This is a genomic window from Corynebacterium sp. H130 (assembly GCF_037572395.1).
GTDB lineage: Bacteria > Actinomycetota > Actinomycetes > Mycobacteriales > Mycobacteriaceae > Corynebacterium.
Genome location: NZ_JBBHLA010000005.1, coordinates 45,837 through 64,860, shown reverse-complemented (window position 1 = coordinate 64,860; position 19,024 = coordinate 45,837). Strand labels below are relative to the sequence as shown.

Genomic DNA, 19,024 nt, shown 5'->3' with positions numbered 1-19,024 from the left:
ATCAACAGCATTACTTCCGGGGGTACCTCTCGAATTGGCGGTTAACCGCGTGACTTTATGGGCTAAAACACGTTAGCCTGTAGGGAACTACTACAGTTGAACCTGACGTAATTTTTTACAACGGAAATGAGGCGAGACCCTGCCGTGAGCAGCGCTAGTAACTTTGGTCAGAACCAGTGGCTGGTTGATGACATGTTCCAGCAATTCCAGAAGGATCCGCAGTCTGTAGATCCAGAGTGGCGCGAGCTTTTTGAAAAGCAAGGCGCCCCTGTTGCACCTGAGGCCGAGAACGCCCCTGCTACCCCCGAAAAGTCTGCTCCAGAAAAGCCAGCGGCTTCCGAATCGAAGCAGGCACCGAAGGCAGAGAACCCTGCTACCAGCAAGCCGTTGCGCAGCTCCGGCCCTGCAAGCAATTCCCTCGAGGCTCAGCTGAAGAAGCAGAAGGAAGAGAAGCTCGCTAAGTCCCCAATGGGCCGCGCGAAGGATCTTCCTGAGGCTGAACAGGCTGCGCTGAAGGGCATTTACAAGGCAATCGCGAAGAACATGGACGTCTCCCTGGAGATTCCTACCGCGACCTCCGTTCGTGATATGCCAGCTCGCCTGATGTTCGAGAACCGCGCGATGGTGAACGATCACCTCAAGCGCACCAAGGGTGGCAAGATCTCCTTCACCCACATCATTGGCTACGCGATGGTTCGCGCCATCATGGCTCACCCGGACATGAATAACGCTTACGACGTCATCGACGGTAAGCCAACCTTGATCCGCAACGAGCACATCAACCTCGGCCTGGCCATCGACCTCCCGCAGAAGGACGGCACCCGCGCACTCGTGGTTGCTGCCATCAAGGAGACCGAGAAGATGAACTTCGCCGAGTTCATCGACGCCTACGAGGACATCGTTAAGCGCGGTCGCGAGGGCAAGCTGACCATGGACGATTACCAGGGCATCACGGTCTCCCTCACCAACCCTGGTGGCATCGGCACCCGCCACTCCGTCCCACGCCTGACCAAGGGCCAGGGCCTCATCGTGGGCGTTGGCTCCATGGACTACCCTGCTGAATTCCAGGGTGCATCCGAGGACCGCCTCGCGGAACTGGGCGTCGGCAAGCTCGTCACCATCACCTCCACCTACGACCACCGCGTCATTCAGGGTGCGGAGTCCGGCGAGTTCCTGCGCACCATGTCGCAGCTGCTTATCGACGACGTGTTCTGGGATCACGTCTTCGAGACGATGCACGTTCCTTACACCCCAATCCGTTGGGCTCAGGACGTACCAAACACGGGCGTGGACAAGAACACCCGTGTCATGCAGCTCATCGAGGCTTACCGCTCCCGTGGCCACCTCATCGCAGACACCAACCCACTGCAGTACAAGCAGGAAGGCCTGCCGGTCCCTGACCTGCGCGACCTCGACATTCAGTCTCACGGCCTGACCCTCTGGGACCTGGACCGCACTTTCCACGTTGGTGGCTTCGCTGGTCGCGAAACCATGACCCTGCGCGAGGTCCTCAAGACCCTGCGCGCTGCATACACCCTGAAGGTTGGCTCCGAGTACACCCACATCTTCGACCGCGACGAGCGCACCTGGCTGCAGGATCGCCTCGAAGCTGGCATGCCAAAGCCAACCCGCGCTGAGCAGAAGTACATCCTGCAGAAGCTGAACGCGGCTGAGGCGTTTGAGAACTTCCTGCAGACTAAGTTCGTTGGCCAGAAGCGCTTCTCCCTCGAGGGTGCTGAGTCCCTGATTCCTCTGATGGACGCTGCCATCGACACCGCTGCAGGCCAGGGCCTCGATGAAGTTGTGATCGGTATGCCGCACCGCGGTCGCCTGAATGTCCTTGCCAACATCGTCGGCAAGCCGTTTGGCCAGATCTTCAACGAGTTCGAAGGCAACATGTCCATCGACACTGCTGGCGCTTCCGGTGACGTGAAGTACCACCTCGGTGCTGAGGGCAAGCACATCCAGATGTTCGGCGATGGCGAAATCAAGGTCACCCTGACCGCGAACCCATCCCACCTTGAGGCCGTCAACCCGGTCATGGAGGGTATCGCCCGCGCTAAGCAGGACATCCTGGACAAGGGCCCAGACGGCTACACCGTCGTCCCAATCCTGCTCCACGGCGACGCTGCGTTCGCAGGCCTGGGCATCGTCCCAGAGACGATCAACCTGTCTCAGCTGCGTGGCTACAACGTCGGTGGCACCATCCACATCGTGGTGAACAACCAGATCGGCTTCACCACCACCCCAGACTCCGGTCGCTCCAGCCACTACGCAACGGACCTGGCAAAGGCCTACGGCTGCCCAGTGTTCCACGTCAACGGTGACGACCCAGAGGCTGTCGTATGGGTTGGCCAGCTGGCCACCGAGTACCGCCGTCGCTTCGGCAAGGACGTCTTCATCGACCTCATCTGCTACCGCCGTCGTGGCCACAACGAGGCCGATGACCCATCGATGACCCAGCCAAAGATGTACGACGTCATCGACGACAAGCCAGGCGTTCGCGCACAGTACGCTGACAACCTGCTTGGCCGTGGCGATCTGTCCGACACTGAGGCTGAGGCAGTTGCCCGCGACTTCCACGACCAGATGGAAGCCGTCTTCAACGAGGTCAAGGCCGAGGAGAAGAAGGGCCCAGCGCACCAGGAAGGCATCACTTCTTCCCAGAAGCTGCCTCACGGCCTGGAGACCAACATCTCCGAGGCGGACCTCGCCGAAATCGGTGGCGCATGGCACAACATCCCAGCTGACTTCAAGGCACACACCCGTGTCGCCCCAATCGCTGAAAAGCGCGCCAAGGCTGCCATCGAAGGTGGCATCGACTGGGGTTGGGCTGAGCTCATCGCCTTCTCCTCCCTGGCAAATGCTGGCAAGACCGTCCGCCTCGCTGGCGAAGACGTGCGCCGTGGTACCTTCACCCAGCGCCACGCTGTGATGATCGATCCGAACACCGCTGAGGAATACAACCCGGTCCACGAGCTCGCTCAGGCCAAGGGCAACGGCGGCAAGTTCATGATCTACAACTCCGCTCTGACCGAGTACGCAGCCATGGGCTTCGAGTACGGCTACTCCGTTGGTAACCCAGACGCCGTCGTCGCTTGGGAAGCACAGTTCGGTGACTTCGCCAACGGTGCTCAGACCATCATCGACGAGTACGTCTCTTCCGGCGAAGCTAAGTGGGGCCAGGAATCTGGCGTCATCCTGCTCCTGCCACACGGCTACGAGGGCCAGGGCCCAGACCACTCCTCCGCTCGTATCGAGCGCTTCCTGCAGCTGTGCGCTGAGGGTTCCATGACGGTTGCTCAGCCAACCTCCCCTGCGAACTACTTCCACCTGCTGCGTCGCCACGCACTCGGCGAGCTGAAGCGTCCGCTGGTCGTCTTCACCCCTAAGTCCATGCTCCGCATGAAGGCTGCCTCCTCCTCCGTGGAGGAGTTCACCCAGGTGAAGAAGTTCCGCTCCGTGATCAACGACCCAGCCATCCAGGATGCATTCGGCAAGGTCATTGGCGACACCTCCAAGATCAAGACGGTCCTGCTGGTCTCCGGCAAGCTGTACTACGACTTGGAGAAGCGCAAGAAGAAGGATGGCCGCGAGGACGTCGCAATTGTTCGCCTCGAGCAGCTGCACCCAATCCCTCACAACCGTCTGCGCGAAATCTTCGAGATGTTCCCGAACCTCGAAGAGGTCCGCTTCTGCCAGGATGAGCCTGCAAACCAGGGCCCATGGCCGTTCTACGCACTCAACCTGCCAGAGCTGCTTCCTAACCTGCCAAAGATGAAGCGCGTCTCCCGCCGCGCCCAGTCCTCCACCTCGACGGGTATCAACAAGGTGCACCAGCTCGAGCAGGCAGCGCTTATCGACGAAGCATTCGCCTAAAGCTCTCTAGACTAACGGCCCTTCCAAGGATTTTCTTGGAAGGGCCGTTTTGTGCGCAATAGATCCCTCCCACACAGTAAGATAGATCTGCTTAGATATTTCTTAGGCTCGAAAGGTATTTCATGTCGTCGCGCCTGTTCCACCCAGCCGAGCTGGGGGATCCATACGACATTGCCGATCAAAGCACGGCAATGTTCGGCGCCGGTACTTGCCTTTTCGGTTTTGTATTCTTTAATGCCTGCGCGGACTTCACCCCTGCAGATTCCATCGTTTCTGCCCTTACTCGCTTCGCCGGTGCAGCTTGCGCAATCGGCATTGTCCTAGCCACCCAGTACGCCCTGCCGAAGTCGATGAAGCAGCTCAAGATCCTTATCGTCATCTTCGGCACGGTTGGCGCACTGTGCCAATTCATGGGGATCAACCGCCTCATGCAGGCCCAGGCAGAGGTTTCCACCTTCATGGGTTTCCACTACTTGGCGCAGCTCTTTTATACCCTCTGCCTGAGCACTTTTGCCCTCTGTATTTTCAGGCACAGGTACATGCCCAATTGGATGGCGATTGCACTCCTGTTTGCCGAGCTCATCTGGACCGTTAGATACTTCAGCGAGCTCAACTCCCCCCCGCTCCGCTGTGGATCAGCCTTATGGCGTGGGGTCCTGGGCTTTGGGCAGTACTTGCAGCGAGCGCTGGTTTCATTCTCGCAGGAATGAAGATGAAAAGGACCTCAGCTGCATCAATGCAGGATCGCCATTAGCAAAATCGATACCCCGCCACTACATTGGACCAAACTGGCAAGATATTCAGACTTTTTGCAGGTTGTAACTGCTGTGCCGTACCTTCGTTTTTGCAACACATCAAGCAATTAACGATTTCACGTTGCCCTAATCAACCCTGCTAATATTTAGCTGTCGACAAAACAATCATCTGGGAGGTGCCATGCAGAAAGCTGCATTAGGCACCCTCTACGAAGGCCGCGATCAAGGCCAGGCAATGCTGTACGCAGCCTTCGGCTGGGCGTTGTACCTAATCCTGGTGACTTTCGCGGATGTCAATTGGCCAGATGGCGCAGACTTCAAATCTATGATTTCCGCGTTGGCGCGGTTCGGGTCCATCATTGCTTTTTTGGGCGCTGCAATTGCGTTTTCCCACTCGATGCCTCGCTCGTTGCGCACTCCTGCGATCATCACGTCAATCCTCGCAGTTGTGGGTGGAGCGATACAGCTCTCAGGCGTCATGGATCTCATGCAACGAGTGCCCGACATTGGCGCTTTTAATGCCACCTTCCTCGTCGCCCAATTCGTGTACTCTCTGGCGTTATTCCCGCTGTCTTACTGTCTCAGGAGGCACCCGCTCTTCCCTGAATGGCTCGGGGTGGGGCTTGCGATCGATGGCCTCTTCTGGATCCTTTACTACATCGTCAACTTGCGGGACTTTGAAAACTTGTTCTTCGAAATCCTAGCCTGGGGACCATCGATGATCATCGAAACTCTGGTGGGAATTTACTTCATTCGTGCAGGCATCAAACTGGTCAAGATGACTCAGCCAGAATAAAAGGGGCGCCGACCAAAAGGTCAGCGCCCCTTCTACTATTTCAGGTGTTATGCCTTTGCCACCCGGGCAGTAACGCCCTTGAGCACCTCGGTACCTTCCACAGGATCCGTGGTGACCTCAAAGGATGTAGCAAGCGTCTCAGCAGCCATGTGCTCTGCGTGACGCTTAGCCCACTCTTCCTTATCGGCAGGAACGGACAGGACCACAGTGATGCGGTCAGAGACATCGAAGTCTGCTGCCTTACGAGCATCCTGCAGACCACGGATGATGTCGGCTGCCCAACCTTCAGCTTCGAGTTCTTCCGTGACTGTCATGTCCAGGGACACGAGGCCACCAAAGCCGTCCACCTGTGCGGTGGATTCTGGGTTTGCGGCGACGAGTCGTTCGGTGAATTCGCCGTCGTGAAGCTCGATGCCGTCGGCAAGCACCACGTCGCCGGAGCGGGTGTAGTTGCCGGCCTTGACAGCCTTGATGGCGCGCTGGACATCGCCACCGAGGCGCGGACCTGCGACCTTGGCGTTGACAACGACCTCGAAGCGGCCGACGGAGTCAACGTCATCCGACAAAACAACCTCCTTCACATTGACCTCATCGCGGATGATCGCGGTGAAGTCAGCCAGGCGTGCGGACTCCGGCAGTGCCACGGTCAGGGATGGCAGTGGCAGGCGGTTGCGCAGCTTGTTTGCCTTGCGCACAGAGGAGGCTGCGGAGCAGACACCACGCACACCGTCCATGGCCTCCACCAATGCAGCATCGGCTGGGAAGTCAGCTGCGGCTGGGTAGTCCGCCAAGTGGACAGAGCGCTCCCCTGTCAGGCCCTTGTAGATCACCTCGGATGCCATTGGCAGCAGCGGTGCAGCCACGCGGGTCAGGGTCTCCAGCACGGTGTAGAGGGTGTTGAAGGCCTCTGGGTGTGCCTCGTCGCCCGCCCAGAAGCGGTCGCGGGAACGGCGCACGTACCAGTTGGTCAGGACGTCGCAGAAAACGCGGATTTGGTCGCACGCGGAAGCGATATCCGTGTTGTCCAGCGCCTCCTGCATGCCGGCAACCAGGTCGTGGGTCTTGGCCAGGATGTAACGATCCAGCACGTCCTCGGAGTCGACGGACCAGGTAGCAGGCTTGGAAGCGTAGAGCTGCAGGAAGCTGTACGCGTTCCACATTGGCAGCAGCGCCTGGCGCACGCCCTCGCGGATGCCCTGCTCGGTGACGATCAGGTTGCCACCACGCAGGATTGGCGAGGACATCAGGAACCAGCGCATCGCGTCGGAACCGTCGCGATCGAAGACCTCGTTGACGTTCGGGTAGTTGCCCTTGGACTTGGACATCTTCAGTCCGTCGTCGCCAAGCACGATGCCGTGAGCCACAACCTTCTTGAACGCTGGGCGATCGAACAGCGCAGTAGCCAGGACGTGGAGGGTGTAGAACCAACCACGGGTCTGGCCGGAGTACTCCACGATGAAGTCAGCTGGCGAGTGGGTGTCGAACCATTCCTTGTTCTCGAATGGGTAGTGCTTCTGGGCGAACGGCATGGAACCGGACTCGAACCAGCAGTCAAGAACCTCTGGGACGCGGCGCATCATGGACTTACCGGTTGGGTCGTCTGGGTTCGGGCGGGTCAGCTCGTCGATGTATGGGCGGTGCAGGGAGGTCGGACGCACGCCGAAGTCGCGCTCCAGCTCGTCCAGAGAGCCGTAGACGTCCACGCGTGGGTAGTTCTCATCGTCGGAAACCCACACTGGGATTGGAGAGCCCCAGTAGCGGTTACGGGAGATGTTCCAGTCGCGAGCCCCCTCCAGCCACTTACCGAACTGACCGTCGCGGATGTGAGACGGCATCCAGTCGATGCCCTCCTTGTTCAGCTCCACCATGCGGTCACGGAACTTGGTCACGGCAACGAACCAGGATGGCAACGCCATGTAGATCAGTGGCTCGCCGGAACGCCAAGAGTGCGGGTAGGAGTGCTCGATGGTCTGCTGACGTACGACTCGGCCAGCAGCCTTCAGATCCTTGATGATCTGCTTGTTCGCGTCGAAGATCAGCTGGCCCTCGTATGGCCCCGCCAGCGAAGTGAACTTGCCGTCCATGCCCACCGGGATCACCGGATCGATACCGTACTCGGCGCAGGCAAACATATCGTCTTCACCGAAGGCAGGTGCCTGGTGAACGATACCGGTGCCGTCCTCGGTGGTCACGTAGTCGGCGACGATCACCTGGAATGCATTCGGCTGATCCAGGAAGAAGTCAAAGATCGGGGTGTACTCGACGCCCTCGAGCTCAGCGCCCTTGAAGGTCTGCTCAACTTCGTACTCGCCCAGTTCCTTAGCGTAAGCACCTACCAAAGCCTCAGCCAGCACGTACTTGGTTCCGTCCTCAGCCTTCACCAGCGCGTAGTCCACCTCAGGGTGAACTGCCAGCGCCAGGTTAGAAGGCAGGGTCCACGGCGTGGTCGTCCAGGCCAGGAGGTTGGCGCCCTTCAGGGCGTCGTTAAGCTCGCCGCCCCGCTTGCCGACGACCGGGAAGGTGACAGTCAGTGTTGGGTCCTGGCGCATCTTGTAGGAGTCATCCAGGCGGGTCTCCTGGTTGGACAGCGGCGTCTGCTCGGCCCAGGAGTATGGGAGGACGCGGAAGCCCTGGTAGATCAGGCCCTTGTCGTAGAGCTCCTTGAAGGCCCACATGACGGATTCCATGAAGTTCAGGTCCATCGTCTTGTAGCCGTTGTCGAAATCGACCCAGCGAGCCTGGCGGGTAACGTACTGCTTCCACTCCTCGGTGTACTTGAGTACGGAGGTTGCGCAGTACTCGTTGAACTTGGCCAGGCCCATGCCCTCGATCTCGCCGGTCTTGATGCCAAGCTGCTTCTCTGCCTCAAGCTCGGCAGGCAGGCCGTGGCAGTCCCAACCGAACACACGGGCAACCTTCTTGCCGCGCATGGTCTGGTAGCGAGGGATGATGTCCTTGACGTAACCGGTCAGCAGGTGACCGTAGTGAGGCAAGCCATTGGCAAACGGAGGGCCGTCGTAAAAAACGTACTCAGCGCTTGATTCGCGATTATCAAAAGATGCCTGGAAAGTCTGATCCTTGGCCCAAAAGTCCAGGACATTGCGTTCCATTTCTGGGAACTTATTTGACCCGCCTGAAAGGTCTTCGCGCGGGTAAACGCGGCCGGTCTCGGTCATTGTTGGGGCTCCTCGCAGCTCGATTCATTTGGCTGCCGGGACGCCCAATGTGGACGCGGTACCACCCCGCTTGGACCCTTTTGAAAGGCCCCGCTTCATTTGGTCTAGAAGGTCTGTCACGGTCCCACCCGCCCGGTTCTACTGAGCCCATTTAAGGCCGTTCTTCCGGAAAGCTCCCCGGTGATAGCCGGATCATTGCTCATGTGGGCTCGATTATATCCGAATCGACAAAGCACCGGAAATAGGTTGCTCAGGTCGAGGGGTATTTTCGGGGAAACCCCGAGTTTAGGAAACTGAGTTTCGGGGCTTTGCTCGGCAAAATTCCGTGATTTGGCCCGAAACTCGGGTTCCTAAAATCCCCCTTCATCCCCTATTTCCGCTTGCTGCGCAGATCCATGAACCACACAATGAGCCCCACGATGGCGAAGATAACCACCAGCATGTACCACATAGGGTCACCGGTAGAGACTCCGGCGACGAAGCATGCAAATGCTGTCATGGCGAGCAGCATGGAGATCACGGTCATGTGGTGATCCTTTCATTGGACAGCACAACTCCCCCTCAGCGGAATCAGTGCTGAGAGGGAGTGTGGTTTCAAAATGCTACTGCTGGTCTGGGTTGCCAGCTGGTGCGGCAGGGCCACGGGAGACGAGCTCTTCGAGCTGGGTCTCGAGGAGCGTCTTCATGCGGGTGCGGTACTCGCGCTCGAAGGTGCGCAGCTCGGAGATGCGGCCTTCCAGGACGGACTGCTGCTGCTTGACCGTTGCCATGATCTCAGTGTGCTTCTTCTCAGCGTCAGCCTGCAGAGCGTTGGCCTTGTCCTCAGCCTGCTTGAGCTGGGTCTGGGACTGAGTGGTGGCGTCGGCGATCATCTTCTCGGAACGCTGGGTGGCGTCGGCAATCATTGCCTTTGCCTTCTGGTCAGCGTCAGCGGTCATCTTGTCAGCCTTGGCGCGTGCCTCAGACAGGGTGGCAGCGGAAGCGGAGTTTGCATCGTTGATGGTCTTCTCTGCTGCTGCGCGAGCCTCGTCGAGCATGGACTTGGACTCTGCACGAGCCTCGGAGGTGAGGCGATCGGACATTTCCTGAGCCAGGCCGAGGACGCGGGCTGCCTGCATGTGAGTGTCTGCGGTTGCGACGCCAGCAGCGCCTGCACCAGCACCGGCAACTGCTGCGGCAGCGGCTGGGGCGGCAGCAGCAGCCGCTGGCTTGGAGGAAGCAGCCTTCTTGGCCTCTTCCTTCGCAGCCTGAGCTTCCTGGCGAGCCTTGTTTGCCTCATCCTGCAGCTTCTTGTTAGCAGCTTCAGCGTCGGCAAGCTTCTTCTCAAACTCTGCGCGGACCTTAGCCTCAGCGTCGGCAGCAGCCTTCTTCTCAATAGCTGCGGTATCGACGGCAGGAGCTGGGGTTGCTACTGGAGCTGCAGTTACCTTGCCACCGGACTTCTCAAGCTCGGCGACCTTCGAACGAAGATCCTCGTTCTCTTCCTGGAGCTGTGCCAGCGTGTCCTCAACGAGGTCGAGGAACTGATCTACCTCATCCTCGTTGTAGCCACGCTTGCCGATTGGAGGCTTGCTAAAAGCGACATTGTGCACGTCAGCTGGAGTCAGCGGCATTGACGGTTCCCTTCGCGATACTTTGCAACCTCCAGCGGGTTGTGGAGGCACGCTGTAGATGATTCCACAGCAAATTTCTTTACAGTCTAGTTAATTCTCCCAAACAACGGTAGCGAAACCCCGATTCACACCGAGAATTCTTTGCGCTTGCTGAATGGAATTTGACATCTAATTTAGCATTTTCCACTAAATCGTGCGGAATGAGCTGCAGTTTCTAAAATGCAGCCAGCAAACCAATAGCAAATTGCAGGCCAATAAAAAGCACCAGAATTGACACATCAAGTGCTACCCCACCCATTCGAATGGGTGGAATCAGTCGCCGCAACGCCTTCACAGGCGGGTCCGTCACCACGAAAATAGGCTCAGCGATCATCGCGAACCATGTCGGCGGCCGGAATTGCCGCGAAAAGGACTGAATCATCTCAATCAGGATGCGGGCGATGAGCAGATACAAATAGATCTGCAGTACCAGCATGAGAATCGAAGTAATAGTACTCACCCGAAAAACCTTACGTTATTGGGGGAAATCTTTCCCCTATAGGGGCACGCCGTCCTGGGGAAACGCTGGAAAACCTGTCTAAAGACGGGAAAGATTTCAGGAAAAGGGAAATCTTTCCCCCATTTGAACCACCCATCCTGGGAAAACACCAGAAAACCTGCCCAAAGGCGGGAAAGATTTCATCCCGCCTCCAACTGGGGAGACGGGATGTTCTAGATAGAGCCGCTGCAGGCCACAGGGAATCCGCGGGGCTTAGCCCAGGCGTGCTGCTCGCTTGAGCTCGTAGCCGGTGATGTTGGCGTTTTCTGGGACGATGGCGAAGACGCGGGTGTCGAGGCGCTCCATGCGTCCGCGGAGTGCGAAGCACAGGCCGGCTGCGAAGTCGACGACACGGCGCGCGTCGGAGCCTTCGAGGTCTTCCAGGTCGAAGACGACTGCGTCGCCGTCGCGGAATGGCTCGCCGATCAGGTTAGCTTCGTCGTAGGCGCGGACGATGACGGTTTCGATGGTTGGCTCGTAGGAGCGTGGTGCTGGCTCGTATGCGCGGGCGGTTGCCTCGGTGGAGTATGCAGGAGCTGCGTCGTAGCGACGCTCATCGCCGTAGTATGCCTCATCTTCGCCGTCGTATGGGGTAAGGCCGAAGAACTCGTTGAACTTTTGGAAAACTGCCATGGTGGTTTCCTTTGCGTCGGTGGTGTGCAGCGTGTTGTGTTTTTTACGGTAATGGTCTAGACCCGAGAATTGCTGTTCCGACACGCACGATTGTAGATCCACACGCAATTGCTTCCGTCATATCGCCACTCATCCCTGCGGAGAATTCCATGGGGCGCCCGTAGGTGTTTGCAAGCTGTTGGTGCACCTCGGATGCTTGGGAGAAGGCATCGCGAGGCTCCCAGCCCAGGGGTGGCACGCACATGAGCCCGGCAAGATGCAGGTGGGGTGCGGACTCGATGGCGTCGGCAAGCTTGGCGACGTCCTGGGCGGCCACTCCCCCGCGCGCAGCATCCCCGTCGAGGCTGAGCTGAATGAGGCAAGGCAAGCTTTCCTCGGACCGGTCGCCGCGTTCGATGGCCAGGCCGACGCCACGGCTGAGGGCGTCGGCGAGGCGGATGGAATCGACGGAGTGCACACAGGAGGCCCATCGGGCTACGGAATTGGCTTTCTTGGTTTGGATCTGGCCGATCATGTGAAATGCCATGTCTGGCAGGGATTCGGCCTTACTACGCGCTTCCTGCTCGCGGTTCTCCGCTACCTCAGTGACGCTGAGCTCATGGAGAAGGGCGATATCGGAGGCCGGATGAAACTTGGTGACCGGCAACAGTTTGACCGATTTCGGATCCCGGCCTGCGGCTTCGGCTGCCTCAACGATCTGAGCCTGAACTTGAGCAAGTCTCGTGGCTAGTTCCTCTTTGCGAGTCATGGCAACCACACGATGCCTGCCTGGCGACCAGTGGTTCCTTCCCTGCGGTAAGAGAAGAAGGATTCGTCATCGATGGTGCACCTCGGGTCAGAATCGATGGCTTGAACTCCTAGGGACAGCAGTTGGCGGATGAGACCTGCGCGGATATCGAGCCCCCAGGTGCCTTTGGTGGTGCGGACCTTCGAGCCGGGAAGGCGGGCCTCGACATCATTGGCCATTGCTTCGGGAACTTCGTAATTTTTGCCTGACGCTGCAGCTCCCATCAGGGCGTGGATTTTCGCCGGGCGAGCTCCGAGCTCCACCATCTTCTCCACGGTCTTGCGCACGATGCCGTTGCGAGCGCCCATTCGTCCCGCATGTACGGCGGCCACCACGCCCGCTTCATCGTCCGACAACAGCAGCGGAACGCAGTCAGCAGTTAGCACCACGAGCGCCAATTGACGCTGGGTGGTGACCAGCGCATCGGTAGCTTCGACAGGTTGGTCGCACGGGCCATCGACCACGGTCACGTTAGGTGAATGGATCTGTTCCATCCACACCAGCCGGTCCTCTGGGAGCTCGAGAACATGGGCGAGTCGTTGCCTATTGGCAGCGACCGCAGCTGGGTCGTCGCCGACGTGGTCCCCCAGGTTGAAAGACTCATATGGGGATGCAGAAACCCCGCCTGCACGGTTGGTAAAAACCTTGCGGACGGGGCGGAAATCTTTAGTCAGGGCCATGCCCCAACAGTTTAGCGGAGGAAGCTAGGTGGCTCGAGATCGTCGCCGAAGTCGTCACGACGGCTGCGACGACCGTAGTCGCGGCCACGGTCACGGTCGCGATCCTCGCGACGGGTGAACATGCCCTCACGGTCGGAACGGAGCTGATCACGAACAGCCTCTTCGCGACGGTCGTACTCGGACTCTACATGTGCAACCGGCTCAGCTGCTGGTGCTGGCGCAGCGTCCTGGAACAGGCCACTGGAAGCAGGTGCAGGAGTAGCAGTTGCAGACTGTGGCTGAGCAGGAGCTGCAGCCTGTGCGTTGATCTGGGCGGTGTTGTTTGCAGCACCGTCAAAACCAGCAGCCACGACGGTGACGCGAACTTCGTCGCCGAGGTTGTCGTCGATGATGGTACCGAAGATCAGGTTGACCTCTGGGTCAGCCTGCTGCTGAACCATCTCGGCAGCCTGGTGAACTTCAAGGAGGCCCAGGTCGGAACCGCCAGCGAAGGACAGCAGCACGCCCTTTGCGCCCTGCATGGTGGACTCAAGCAATGGAGAGTTAATGGCCTGCTCAGCTGCGTTGACAGCACGGTTCTCGCCACGAGCAGAACCGATACCCATGAGAGCGGAGCCAGCGTCGGCCATCACGGAGCGAACGTCAGCAAAGTCAACGTTGATCACGCCAGGCGTGGTGATCAGGGAGGTAATGCCCTGAACACCGTTGTAAAGGACCTCGTCAGCGGAACGGAACGCGTCCATCATGGACAGGGATGCGTCGCCAAGCTGCAGCAGGCGGTCGTTTGGAATAACGATGAGGGTGTCGCAGACCTCGCGCAGTGCCTCGATGCCTTCGATGGCTTGCTTGGTGCGACGCTGGCCCTCGAACTTGAATGGACGGGTAACGACACCAACGGTCAGCGCGCCCTGCTTCTTCGCGATGTTAGCCACGACTGGAGCGGCGCCAGTACCCGTGCCACCGCCCTCGCCTGCGGTAACGAAGACCATGTCTGCACCCTTGAGGGTCTCCTCAATTTCAGACTTGTGGTCCTCAGCGGAAGCACGGCCAACCTCTGGGTTAGCACCAGCGCCGAGACCGCGGGTGGCCTCACGTCCGATATCAAGCTTGACGTCTGCATCAGAGAACATCAGAGCCTGGGAGTCGGTGTTGATGGCGATGAACTCGACACCCTTCAGGCCTTCCTCGATCATGCGATTGACAGCGTTGACGCCACCGCCGCCGACGCCGACGACCTTGATAACGGCCAGGTAGTTGTTCGGTGAGGTCATGTGCTTTTCTCTCGCCTTTCGAAAGTTGTGAAGAAGTCCATTGCAACAAGGGCAACGCAGGTGCGTTCGTGCTTTCCATCTTCACGCACTTTTGCGGAAAACAGTCGGACATTTTGCCCCGCGTGTCGGTACCCTAAACTAAAGGTTTAGGGTTTTGACGTGCTCTTTCCCACCCCAGTTTAAGGGATGAGCGTGACCATGCCAGGCGCACTGACGTTCCAGCGCTGCCCTTCGCGTTGCAGCACGGTAGCCGTCGCGCGAGCCTTGTCATGGGTCTGTTCAGCGGAGCCCCAGTACACTTCCTTGCCACCAGCAAAATACAGCTTTAGCTCGTATTTGCTTGGGGCTTCAACACGCTCAAGCTGGTCTCGAACAGGAAGATCAAGCGCACCGACAACCTTGGCAACGTCAGCAAACACAGCCGGATCATCCTGGGAAGTGCCCGTGACTTCTACCGTGCCGATCGGTGGTTGCTCGATCACGAAGGGGCGGCCTGTGTCGTCGAAAAGGTGCGGCCCATCAGCGCGGTTGGCAAATAGCGTCGCGCGACGCTCCTGCACCGTTACCTTCACAGTGTCAGGAAAACTGCGATCGACGTTTACCTTCGACACCCACGGCATGGTGGCGATGTTTTGGGCCGCCTGCTGCGTATTCACCCGCACCAAAGGGGCACCCTTGACCACGCCACTGGCTGCATCAATATCTTCCGCTGCAGTGTGGACATTGCCTTCAACGCTCACCTTTGCCACCTGGAAGGCGGGCACAAAAAGCAAGGTCAACGTCGCAATAACCGCGAGCAATACTGCTACGCCGGCAGCTCCAAGAATCGCTTTTCCACGTAACTTCATAGGGCTTAGGCCAATTCGAGAAGGATTTCCGAAGCCGCATGCGTCACACTACCCGCGCCCATGGTCAGAATGAGATCGCCTGGGCCAGCGACGGATCGCACAGCTGCTGCAACCTTGTCAAAGTCCGGGACAAACTGAACTGGCTTGGTCACCTTGCCAGAGATGATCTCGCCGGTCACCCCGTCGACTGGTTGCTCACGCGCGCCGTAGATATCCAGGACGATGACCTGATCCGCCAACGACAGTGCCTCAGCGAACTCGTCAGCAAACTCAATGGTTCGCGAGTACAGGTGTGGTTGGAAGGCCACGATGACCTTGCCACTCCGCTCAGCTGCGACCTTCTGCTGCGCCGCGCGAAGAACAGCCTCAACCTCAGTCGGGTGGTGCGCGTAGTCGTCAAAGACGCGCACGCCCTCAAACTCGCCCGAGGTGATGGTGCCACGGTGCTCAAAACGACGACGCACACCGGTGAACTCGCCGAGCCCCTCCGCGAGCTTGTCGACGTCCCCGCCCACCAATCGGCCAGCCAGCAACGCTGCCGCCGCGTTCAAAGCCATGTGAGCACCTGGGATGTGCAAATCAACGGTGAGATCACGCTCTTCGATGCGCATGGTCACGGTCGAGCCGAACTCGGTGGACACGCGATCGGTTATTTCTACTCCGACCGGGATCTCTGGGTGTTGTTTCGCAGCAGCGGTGGTGCCATAGCCCAGCACCCGAATCCCCCGTTTCAGGGTGCGCTCGCCGAGCGCTGCAGCGTGGTCATCATCGAGGCAGACAACCAACGTGCCCGTGTCCGAAATGCGGTCAGCAAAATCATCAAAGACCTGGAAGTACGCCTCGCGAGTCTTGAAGAAGTCCAGGTGATCAGGCTCAATGTTGGTCACCACAGCCACGGTTGGCTCGTAGCGCAACAGCGAAGCATCGGACTCGTCGGCCTCGGCAACGAAGGCATTCCCGGTGCCGTGGTGAGCGTTGGTTCCGGACTTGCTCAGCTGACCGCCGATGGCAAAGCTCGGATCCAGTCCGGCAGCCTGCATGGCCACAACCGTCATGGAGGTAGTGGACGTCTTGCCATGGGTACCAGCCAGCAGCACCTGCTGGTAGCCAACCATCAGTTCAGCCAACAGGTCAGAACGGCGAATAACAGGAATCCCCGCTTCGCGCGCACCCACCAATTCCGGGTTGTCCTGTGGAATCGCAGCGAATGAAGTCACCACGACGGTAGGAAGCTGACCCGACAGCTCCAAATTCTCTCGGGCATGCCCGATTGCAACCTTCGCACCAGCGGAGGTGAGGGAGAAGATAATGCGGGAATCCTTGGCATCGGATCCCGTGACGGTCATGCCACGGTCAAGCAAGATACGTGCCAGGCCGGACATGCCGGCACCGCCAATACCAATCAGATGAACTCGGGAGAGGTCAATGGAAGCAGTCACGATGATCAAGGATCCTTTACGTTTTTGAAATTTAGTTCTTTGCCAGGCCAGCGACGATGCCGGCAATTTCGCTTGCTGCGTGGCCAAAGCCGGTAGCTTGGGCGGCTCGCACCATGTGTGAGCGCAGATCGTCGTCGCGAAGCAATGCGATGACGCTTTCGCCGAGCCGTTCGCCGGTGAGTTCAGCGTCGTCGATGAGTTGCGCTCCCCCGGCCTCGACGACGGGCACGGCGTTGAGTGCTTGCTCGCCGTTGCCGTGCGGCAGCGGGACGTAGAGCGCAGGGATGCCAGCAGCCGTGACTTCAGCGACGGTCATCGCTCCGGCGCGACTCACCACCAAATCGGCGATGGCGTAGGCAAGGTCCATGGTCTCGATGTAAGGCACCGCAACGTAACCAGGGAACATGCGCGGTTCCTTATTCTTCTTGCCGTAGGCATGCAGCACCTGGAAACCAGCCTCGACGATCTCCTCGATACAGTCGGCCAGAGCATTGTTGATTGAACGCGCGCCCTGGGAACCACCCGTGACCAGCAAGGTGCGCTTCGCAGGATCAAGACCCCACTTTGCGTAGCCAGCGGTCTTCTTTTCCCACGACTGCTCCTGTGTCAGGCTCGCCTTGATTGGCACGCCTACAACCTGGCCCTTCATGCCGGAACCGTCAACCGCGTTGAGGCCGAGTCCGCCGAGCTTCACGCCAAGCTTGTTTGCCATGCCAGCGCGGGCATTAGCCTCGTGGACAACAAACGGCACCTTGTTGAGCTTGGCGGCAATATAAGCCGGCGCCGACACATAACCGCCAAAACCGACGACAACGTCGGCTTCGATCTTGTCCAGAATCTTTCGGGTCTGATTCACAGCGCGAACTACTCGAGACGGCAGCTTCACCAAATCGATGCTTGGCTTGCGCGGAACAGGAACTGGATCAATAAGTTCGAGTGGGAATCCACGTCCTGGCACCAGCTCGCGCTCCAAGCCCTTCGGAGTGCCCAGAGCAGTAACCGTGGCGCCGTGCTCTTCTACCAGTGCGTCAGCCACCGCAAGCGCAGGCTCAATGTGACCTGCTGTTCCACCGCCGGCAACGAGAACCGACAATCCTTCATGCGACATTTCTAGCTGTTCCTCCTGCGCTCCGGACGGCTACCGGGTTGTGGCGGAGTCTGCCGAGTCCGCGACCGCTGCCGATAAGCTTGCCGACGTTGTTCACTTCTTTGATCGACGCTACCACCGCGGGATGCCCTCGCGTCCGACCGTTCGGTGCTGCGACGTCGCACCACTGGCTCTCGACGCGGCGACTGCTTCGTGGCCGGTTGGCTCGTCCGAATCGGTTCAATGTCGGAAACATCCGGCTCTCGCAGCATCAACATGCGATCGACGGTTGGGCGACCATAAGACTGCATCGCGGAAATGGCCTCTGGCTCATGGCGTGCGCAGCTAGCGAGCAAGCCCATAGAGCCCAAGGTGATGATCGCGGACGTACCACCCGCAGAGATCATCGGAAGCTGAATGCCCGTAACTGGAAGCAAACCAATGACGTAGCCGATGTTGATGAATGCCTGCGTAACCACACCAGCGGTGAGCGAAGCAGCCATCAAAGCCATGTATCGGTTGTGCGACTTCAGAGCGGTTTGAGTGCCGTAAAAAGCCAGGCAGAGGAACGCCAACACAACCAGTGCGCCGCCCCAAAGCCCCAGTTCTTCACCAACAATGGCAAAGATGAAGTCGTTTTTCGCCTCCGGCAGGTAGAACCACTTTGCGCGGGACTGGCCCAGACCGACACCAGTCGCCGAACCATCGGCCAGAGAAAGAAAGCCCTGATAGGACTGGAAAGAACTCGAGCGAGTGTCGTGGAACCTACCGAACAGTGCGTCGAAGTACACCGTGAAGCGCTGCGAACGGAAACCACCGCTCATAATCAGGTAAATCAGGCCCAGGACCAGGACAATGCCCATGGCAAAGATGTAGTAGAGCTGCACGCCAGCGAAGAACAGGACAAAGGCGACCATGATCAGGAAGGTCAGGCCCATGCCGATGTCGCCTTCCAGAATGATCAGGCCGGTCATGATAGCCGCCACCACGGTGAATTTGAGGAATCGCGAATCCTCCGCGATCTTCTCATCACTTACTCCGAGGAAGGAAGCACCCCACACTGCGATCGCAACCTTTGCCAGCTCGGAAGGCTGGAAGCGCACCGGGCCAAAGGCAATCCAGGACTGCGAACCAACTTCCTCGCGGCCAGTACCGATACCGGGAATCAGCACCGCAATGAGCAGCACGATGGCGATAAGCATCAGCCATGGAGCAAGCAGACGCACTGTCCCCGGCCGGGCACGCATCGCTGCCCACATGGCGATAAGGCCTGCGATCACCATGGCGGCCTGCCTGGTCGCCATGCCCCACACCGAGCTGCCTTCGACAACAGACCAGGTCATGGAGGAACTAAACACCATCACCACGCCAAGGACCGTCAGGAAGCTCACCGCGATGAGAATCATGGTGTAGTTGGCCAGTGGTCGAGAGTTGAGGTCTGCAAACGCCCCAGTTATCTTGCGCCACACACCCTCGCGTTGCGATTTCTCCGGCGTTGTCATGATCTCACTCCCCTCGAAGT

15 protein-coding genes are annotated in these 19,024 nt (G+C 58.9%); 3 read left to right on the top strand and 12 right to left on the bottom strand.

Going from position 1 to position 19,024, the window contains the following annotated elements; translation table 11 throughout:
• Positions 1–144 precede the first annotated feature (144 nt).
• The 3 genes from WG939_RS10140 (at position 145) to WG939_RS10130 (ending at position 5,430) form a co-directional block, all read left to right on the top strand.
• Positions 145–3,879: a multifunctional oxoglutarate decarboxylase/oxoglutarate dehydrogenase thiamine pyrophosphate-binding subunit/dihydrolipoyllysine-residue succinyltransferase subunit gene (locus tag WG939_RS10140; RefSeq protein WP_339985377.1), complete on the top strand. Its 3,735-nt coding sequence runs from the start codon at positions 145–147 to the stop codon at positions 3,877–3,879.
• A 122-nt stretch (positions 3,880–4,001) separates the two neighbouring features.
• Entirely contained in the window at positions 4,002–4,589 is a 588-nt protein-coding gene (locus WG939_RS10135; protein WP_339985375.1) for a hypothetical protein, read from the top strand.
• A 226-nt stretch (positions 4,590–4,815) separates the two neighbouring features.
• Positions 4,816–5,430, top strand: coding sequence for a hypothetical protein (locus WG939_RS10130; RefSeq protein ID WP_339985373.1), 615 nt, complete (start codon positions 4,816–4,818; stop codon positions 5,428–5,430).
• Between the two features lie 47 nt (positions 5,431–5,477).
• Here WG939_RS10130 and ileS read toward each other — a convergent pair whose 3' ends face one another.
• From ileS to WG939_RS10070, 12 genes are all read right to left on the bottom strand, one after another.
• Positions 5,478–8,606: an isoleucine--tRNA ligase gene (ileS, locus tag WG939_RS10125; protein WP_339985370.1), complete on the bottom strand. Its 3,129-nt coding sequence runs from the start codon at positions 8,604–8,606 to the stop codon at positions 5,478–5,480.
• A gap of 370 nt (positions 8,607–8,976) precedes the next feature.
• Positions 8,977–9,132 carry a hypothetical protein gene (locus WG939_RS10120; protein ID WP_339985368.1) on the bottom strand — a complete coding sequence of 52 codons (156 nt, stop codon included), beginning with the start codon at positions 9,130–9,132 and terminating at the stop codon, positions 8,977–8,979.
• A 76-nt stretch (positions 9,133–9,208) separates the two neighbouring features.
• Positions 9,209–10,219 carry a DivIVA domain-containing protein gene (locus WG939_RS10115; RefSeq protein ID WP_339985366.1) on the bottom strand — a complete coding sequence of 337 codons (1,011 nt, stop codon included), beginning with the start codon at positions 10,217–10,219 and terminating at the stop codon, positions 9,209–9,211.
• 214 nt (positions 10,220–10,433) lie between these two features.
• Entirely contained in the window at positions 10,434–10,718 is a 285-nt protein-coding gene (locus WG939_RS10110) for a YggT family protein (protein WP_339985364.1), read from the bottom strand.
• A gap of 252 nt (positions 10,719–10,970) precedes the next feature.
• A complete protein-coding gene (locus WG939_RS10105; RefSeq protein WP_339985362.1) occupies positions 10,971–11,390 on the bottom strand; it encodes a cell division protein SepF in 420 nt (139 codons plus the stop codon).
• A gap of 43 nt (positions 11,391–11,433) precedes the next feature.
• Positions 11,434–12,138 (bottom strand): YggS family pyridoxal phosphate-dependent enzyme, encoded by a 705-nt coding sequence (locus WG939_RS10100; protein ID WP_339985360.1) that lies wholly within the window; start codon positions 12,136–12,138, stop codon positions 11,434–11,436.
• Positions 12,135–12,857, bottom strand: coding sequence for a peptidoglycan editing factor PgeF (gene pgeF / locus WG939_RS10095; protein ID WP_339985358.1), 723 nt, complete (start codon positions 12,855–12,857; stop codon positions 12,135–12,137). The genes WG939_RS10100 and pgeF overlap by 4 nt, the downstream gene beginning before the upstream one ends.
• 11 nt (positions 12,858–12,868) lie before the next feature.
• Complete coding sequence (ftsZ, locus tag WG939_RS10090; protein WP_339985356.1) at positions 12,869–14,128, bottom strand: cell division protein FtsZ; 1,260 nt, start codon at positions 14,126–14,128, stop codon at positions 12,869–12,871.
• A gap of 179 nt (positions 14,129–14,307) precedes the next feature.
• Complete coding sequence (locus tag WG939_RS10085) at positions 14,308–14,976, bottom strand: cell division protein FtsQ/DivIB (protein WP_339985354.1); 669 nt, start codon at positions 14,974–14,976, stop codon at positions 14,308–14,310.
• Between the two features lie 5 nt (positions 14,977–14,981).
• Entirely contained in the window at positions 14,982–16,358 is a 1,377-nt protein-coding gene (gene murC, locus WG939_RS10080; protein WP_445227905.1) for a UDP-N-acetylmuramate--L-alanine ligase, read from the bottom strand.
• Positions 16,359–16,446: 88 nt separating this feature from the next.
• Complete coding sequence (gene murG, locus WG939_RS10075; protein ID WP_339985350.1) at positions 16,447–17,523, bottom strand: undecaprenyldiphospho-muramoylpentapeptide beta-N-acetylglucosaminyltransferase; 1,077 nt, start codon at positions 17,521–17,523, stop codon at positions 16,447–16,449.
• Positions 17,524–17,525: 2 nt separating this feature from the next.
• Positions 17,526–19,004 carry an FtsW/RodA/SpoVE family cell cycle protein gene (locus WG939_RS10070; protein ID WP_339985348.1) on the bottom strand — a complete coding sequence of 493 codons (1,479 nt, stop codon included), beginning with the start codon at positions 19,002–19,004 and terminating at the stop codon, positions 17,526–17,528.
• Between the last annotated feature and the right edge of the window lie 20 nt (positions 19,005–19,024).

Coding starts and splice junctions, on each gene's coding strand:
- WG939_RS10135 (WP_339985375.1), top strand. CDS start 4,002: ATGTCGTCGCGCCTGTTCCACCCAGCCGAGCTGGGGGATCCATACGAC.
- WG939_RS10130 (WP_339985373.1), top strand. CDS start 4,816: ATGCAGAAAGCTGCATTAGGCACCCTCTACGAAGGCCGCGATCAAGGC.
- ileS (WP_339985370.1), bottom strand. CDS start 8,606: ATGACCGAGACCGGCCGCGTTTACCCGCGCGAAGACCTTTCAGGCGGG.
- WG939_RS10120 (WP_339985368.1), bottom strand. CDS start 9,132: ATGACCGTGATCTCCATGCTGCTCGCCATGACAGCATTTGCATGCTTC.
- WG939_RS10115 (WP_339985366.1), bottom strand. CDS start 10,219: ATGCCGCTGACTCCAGCTGACGTGCACAATGTCGCTTTTAGCAAGCCT.
- WG939_RS10105 (WP_339985362.1), bottom strand. CDS start 11,390: ATGGCAGTTTTCCAAAAGTTCAACGAGTTCTTCGGCCTTACCCCATAC.
- WG939_RS10100 (WP_339985360.1), bottom strand. CDS start 12,138: ATGACTCGCAAAGAGGAACTAGCCACGAGACTTGCTCAAGTTCAGGCT.
- pgeF (WP_339985358.1), bottom strand. CDS start 12,857: ATGGCCCTGACTAAAGATTTCCGCCCCGTCCGCAAGGTTTTTACCAAC.
- ftsZ (WP_339985356.1), bottom strand. CDS start 14,128: ATGACCTCACCGAACAACTACCTGGCCGTTATCAAGGTCGTCGGCGTC.
- WG939_RS10085 (WP_339985354.1), bottom strand. CDS start 14,976: ATGAAGTTACGTGGAAAAGCGATTCTTGGAGCTGCCGGCGTAGCAGTA.
- murC (WP_445227905.1), bottom strand. CDS start 16,358: ATGTCCGGCCTGGCACGTATCTTGCTTGACCGTGGCATGACCGTCACG.
- murG (WP_339985350.1), bottom strand. CDS start 17,523: ATGTCGCATGAAGGATTGTCGGTTCTCGTTGCCGGCGGTGGAACAGCA.
- WG939_RS10070 (WP_339985348.1), bottom strand. CDS start 19,004: ATGACAACGCCGGAGAAATCGCAACGCGAGGGTGTGTGGCGCAAGATA.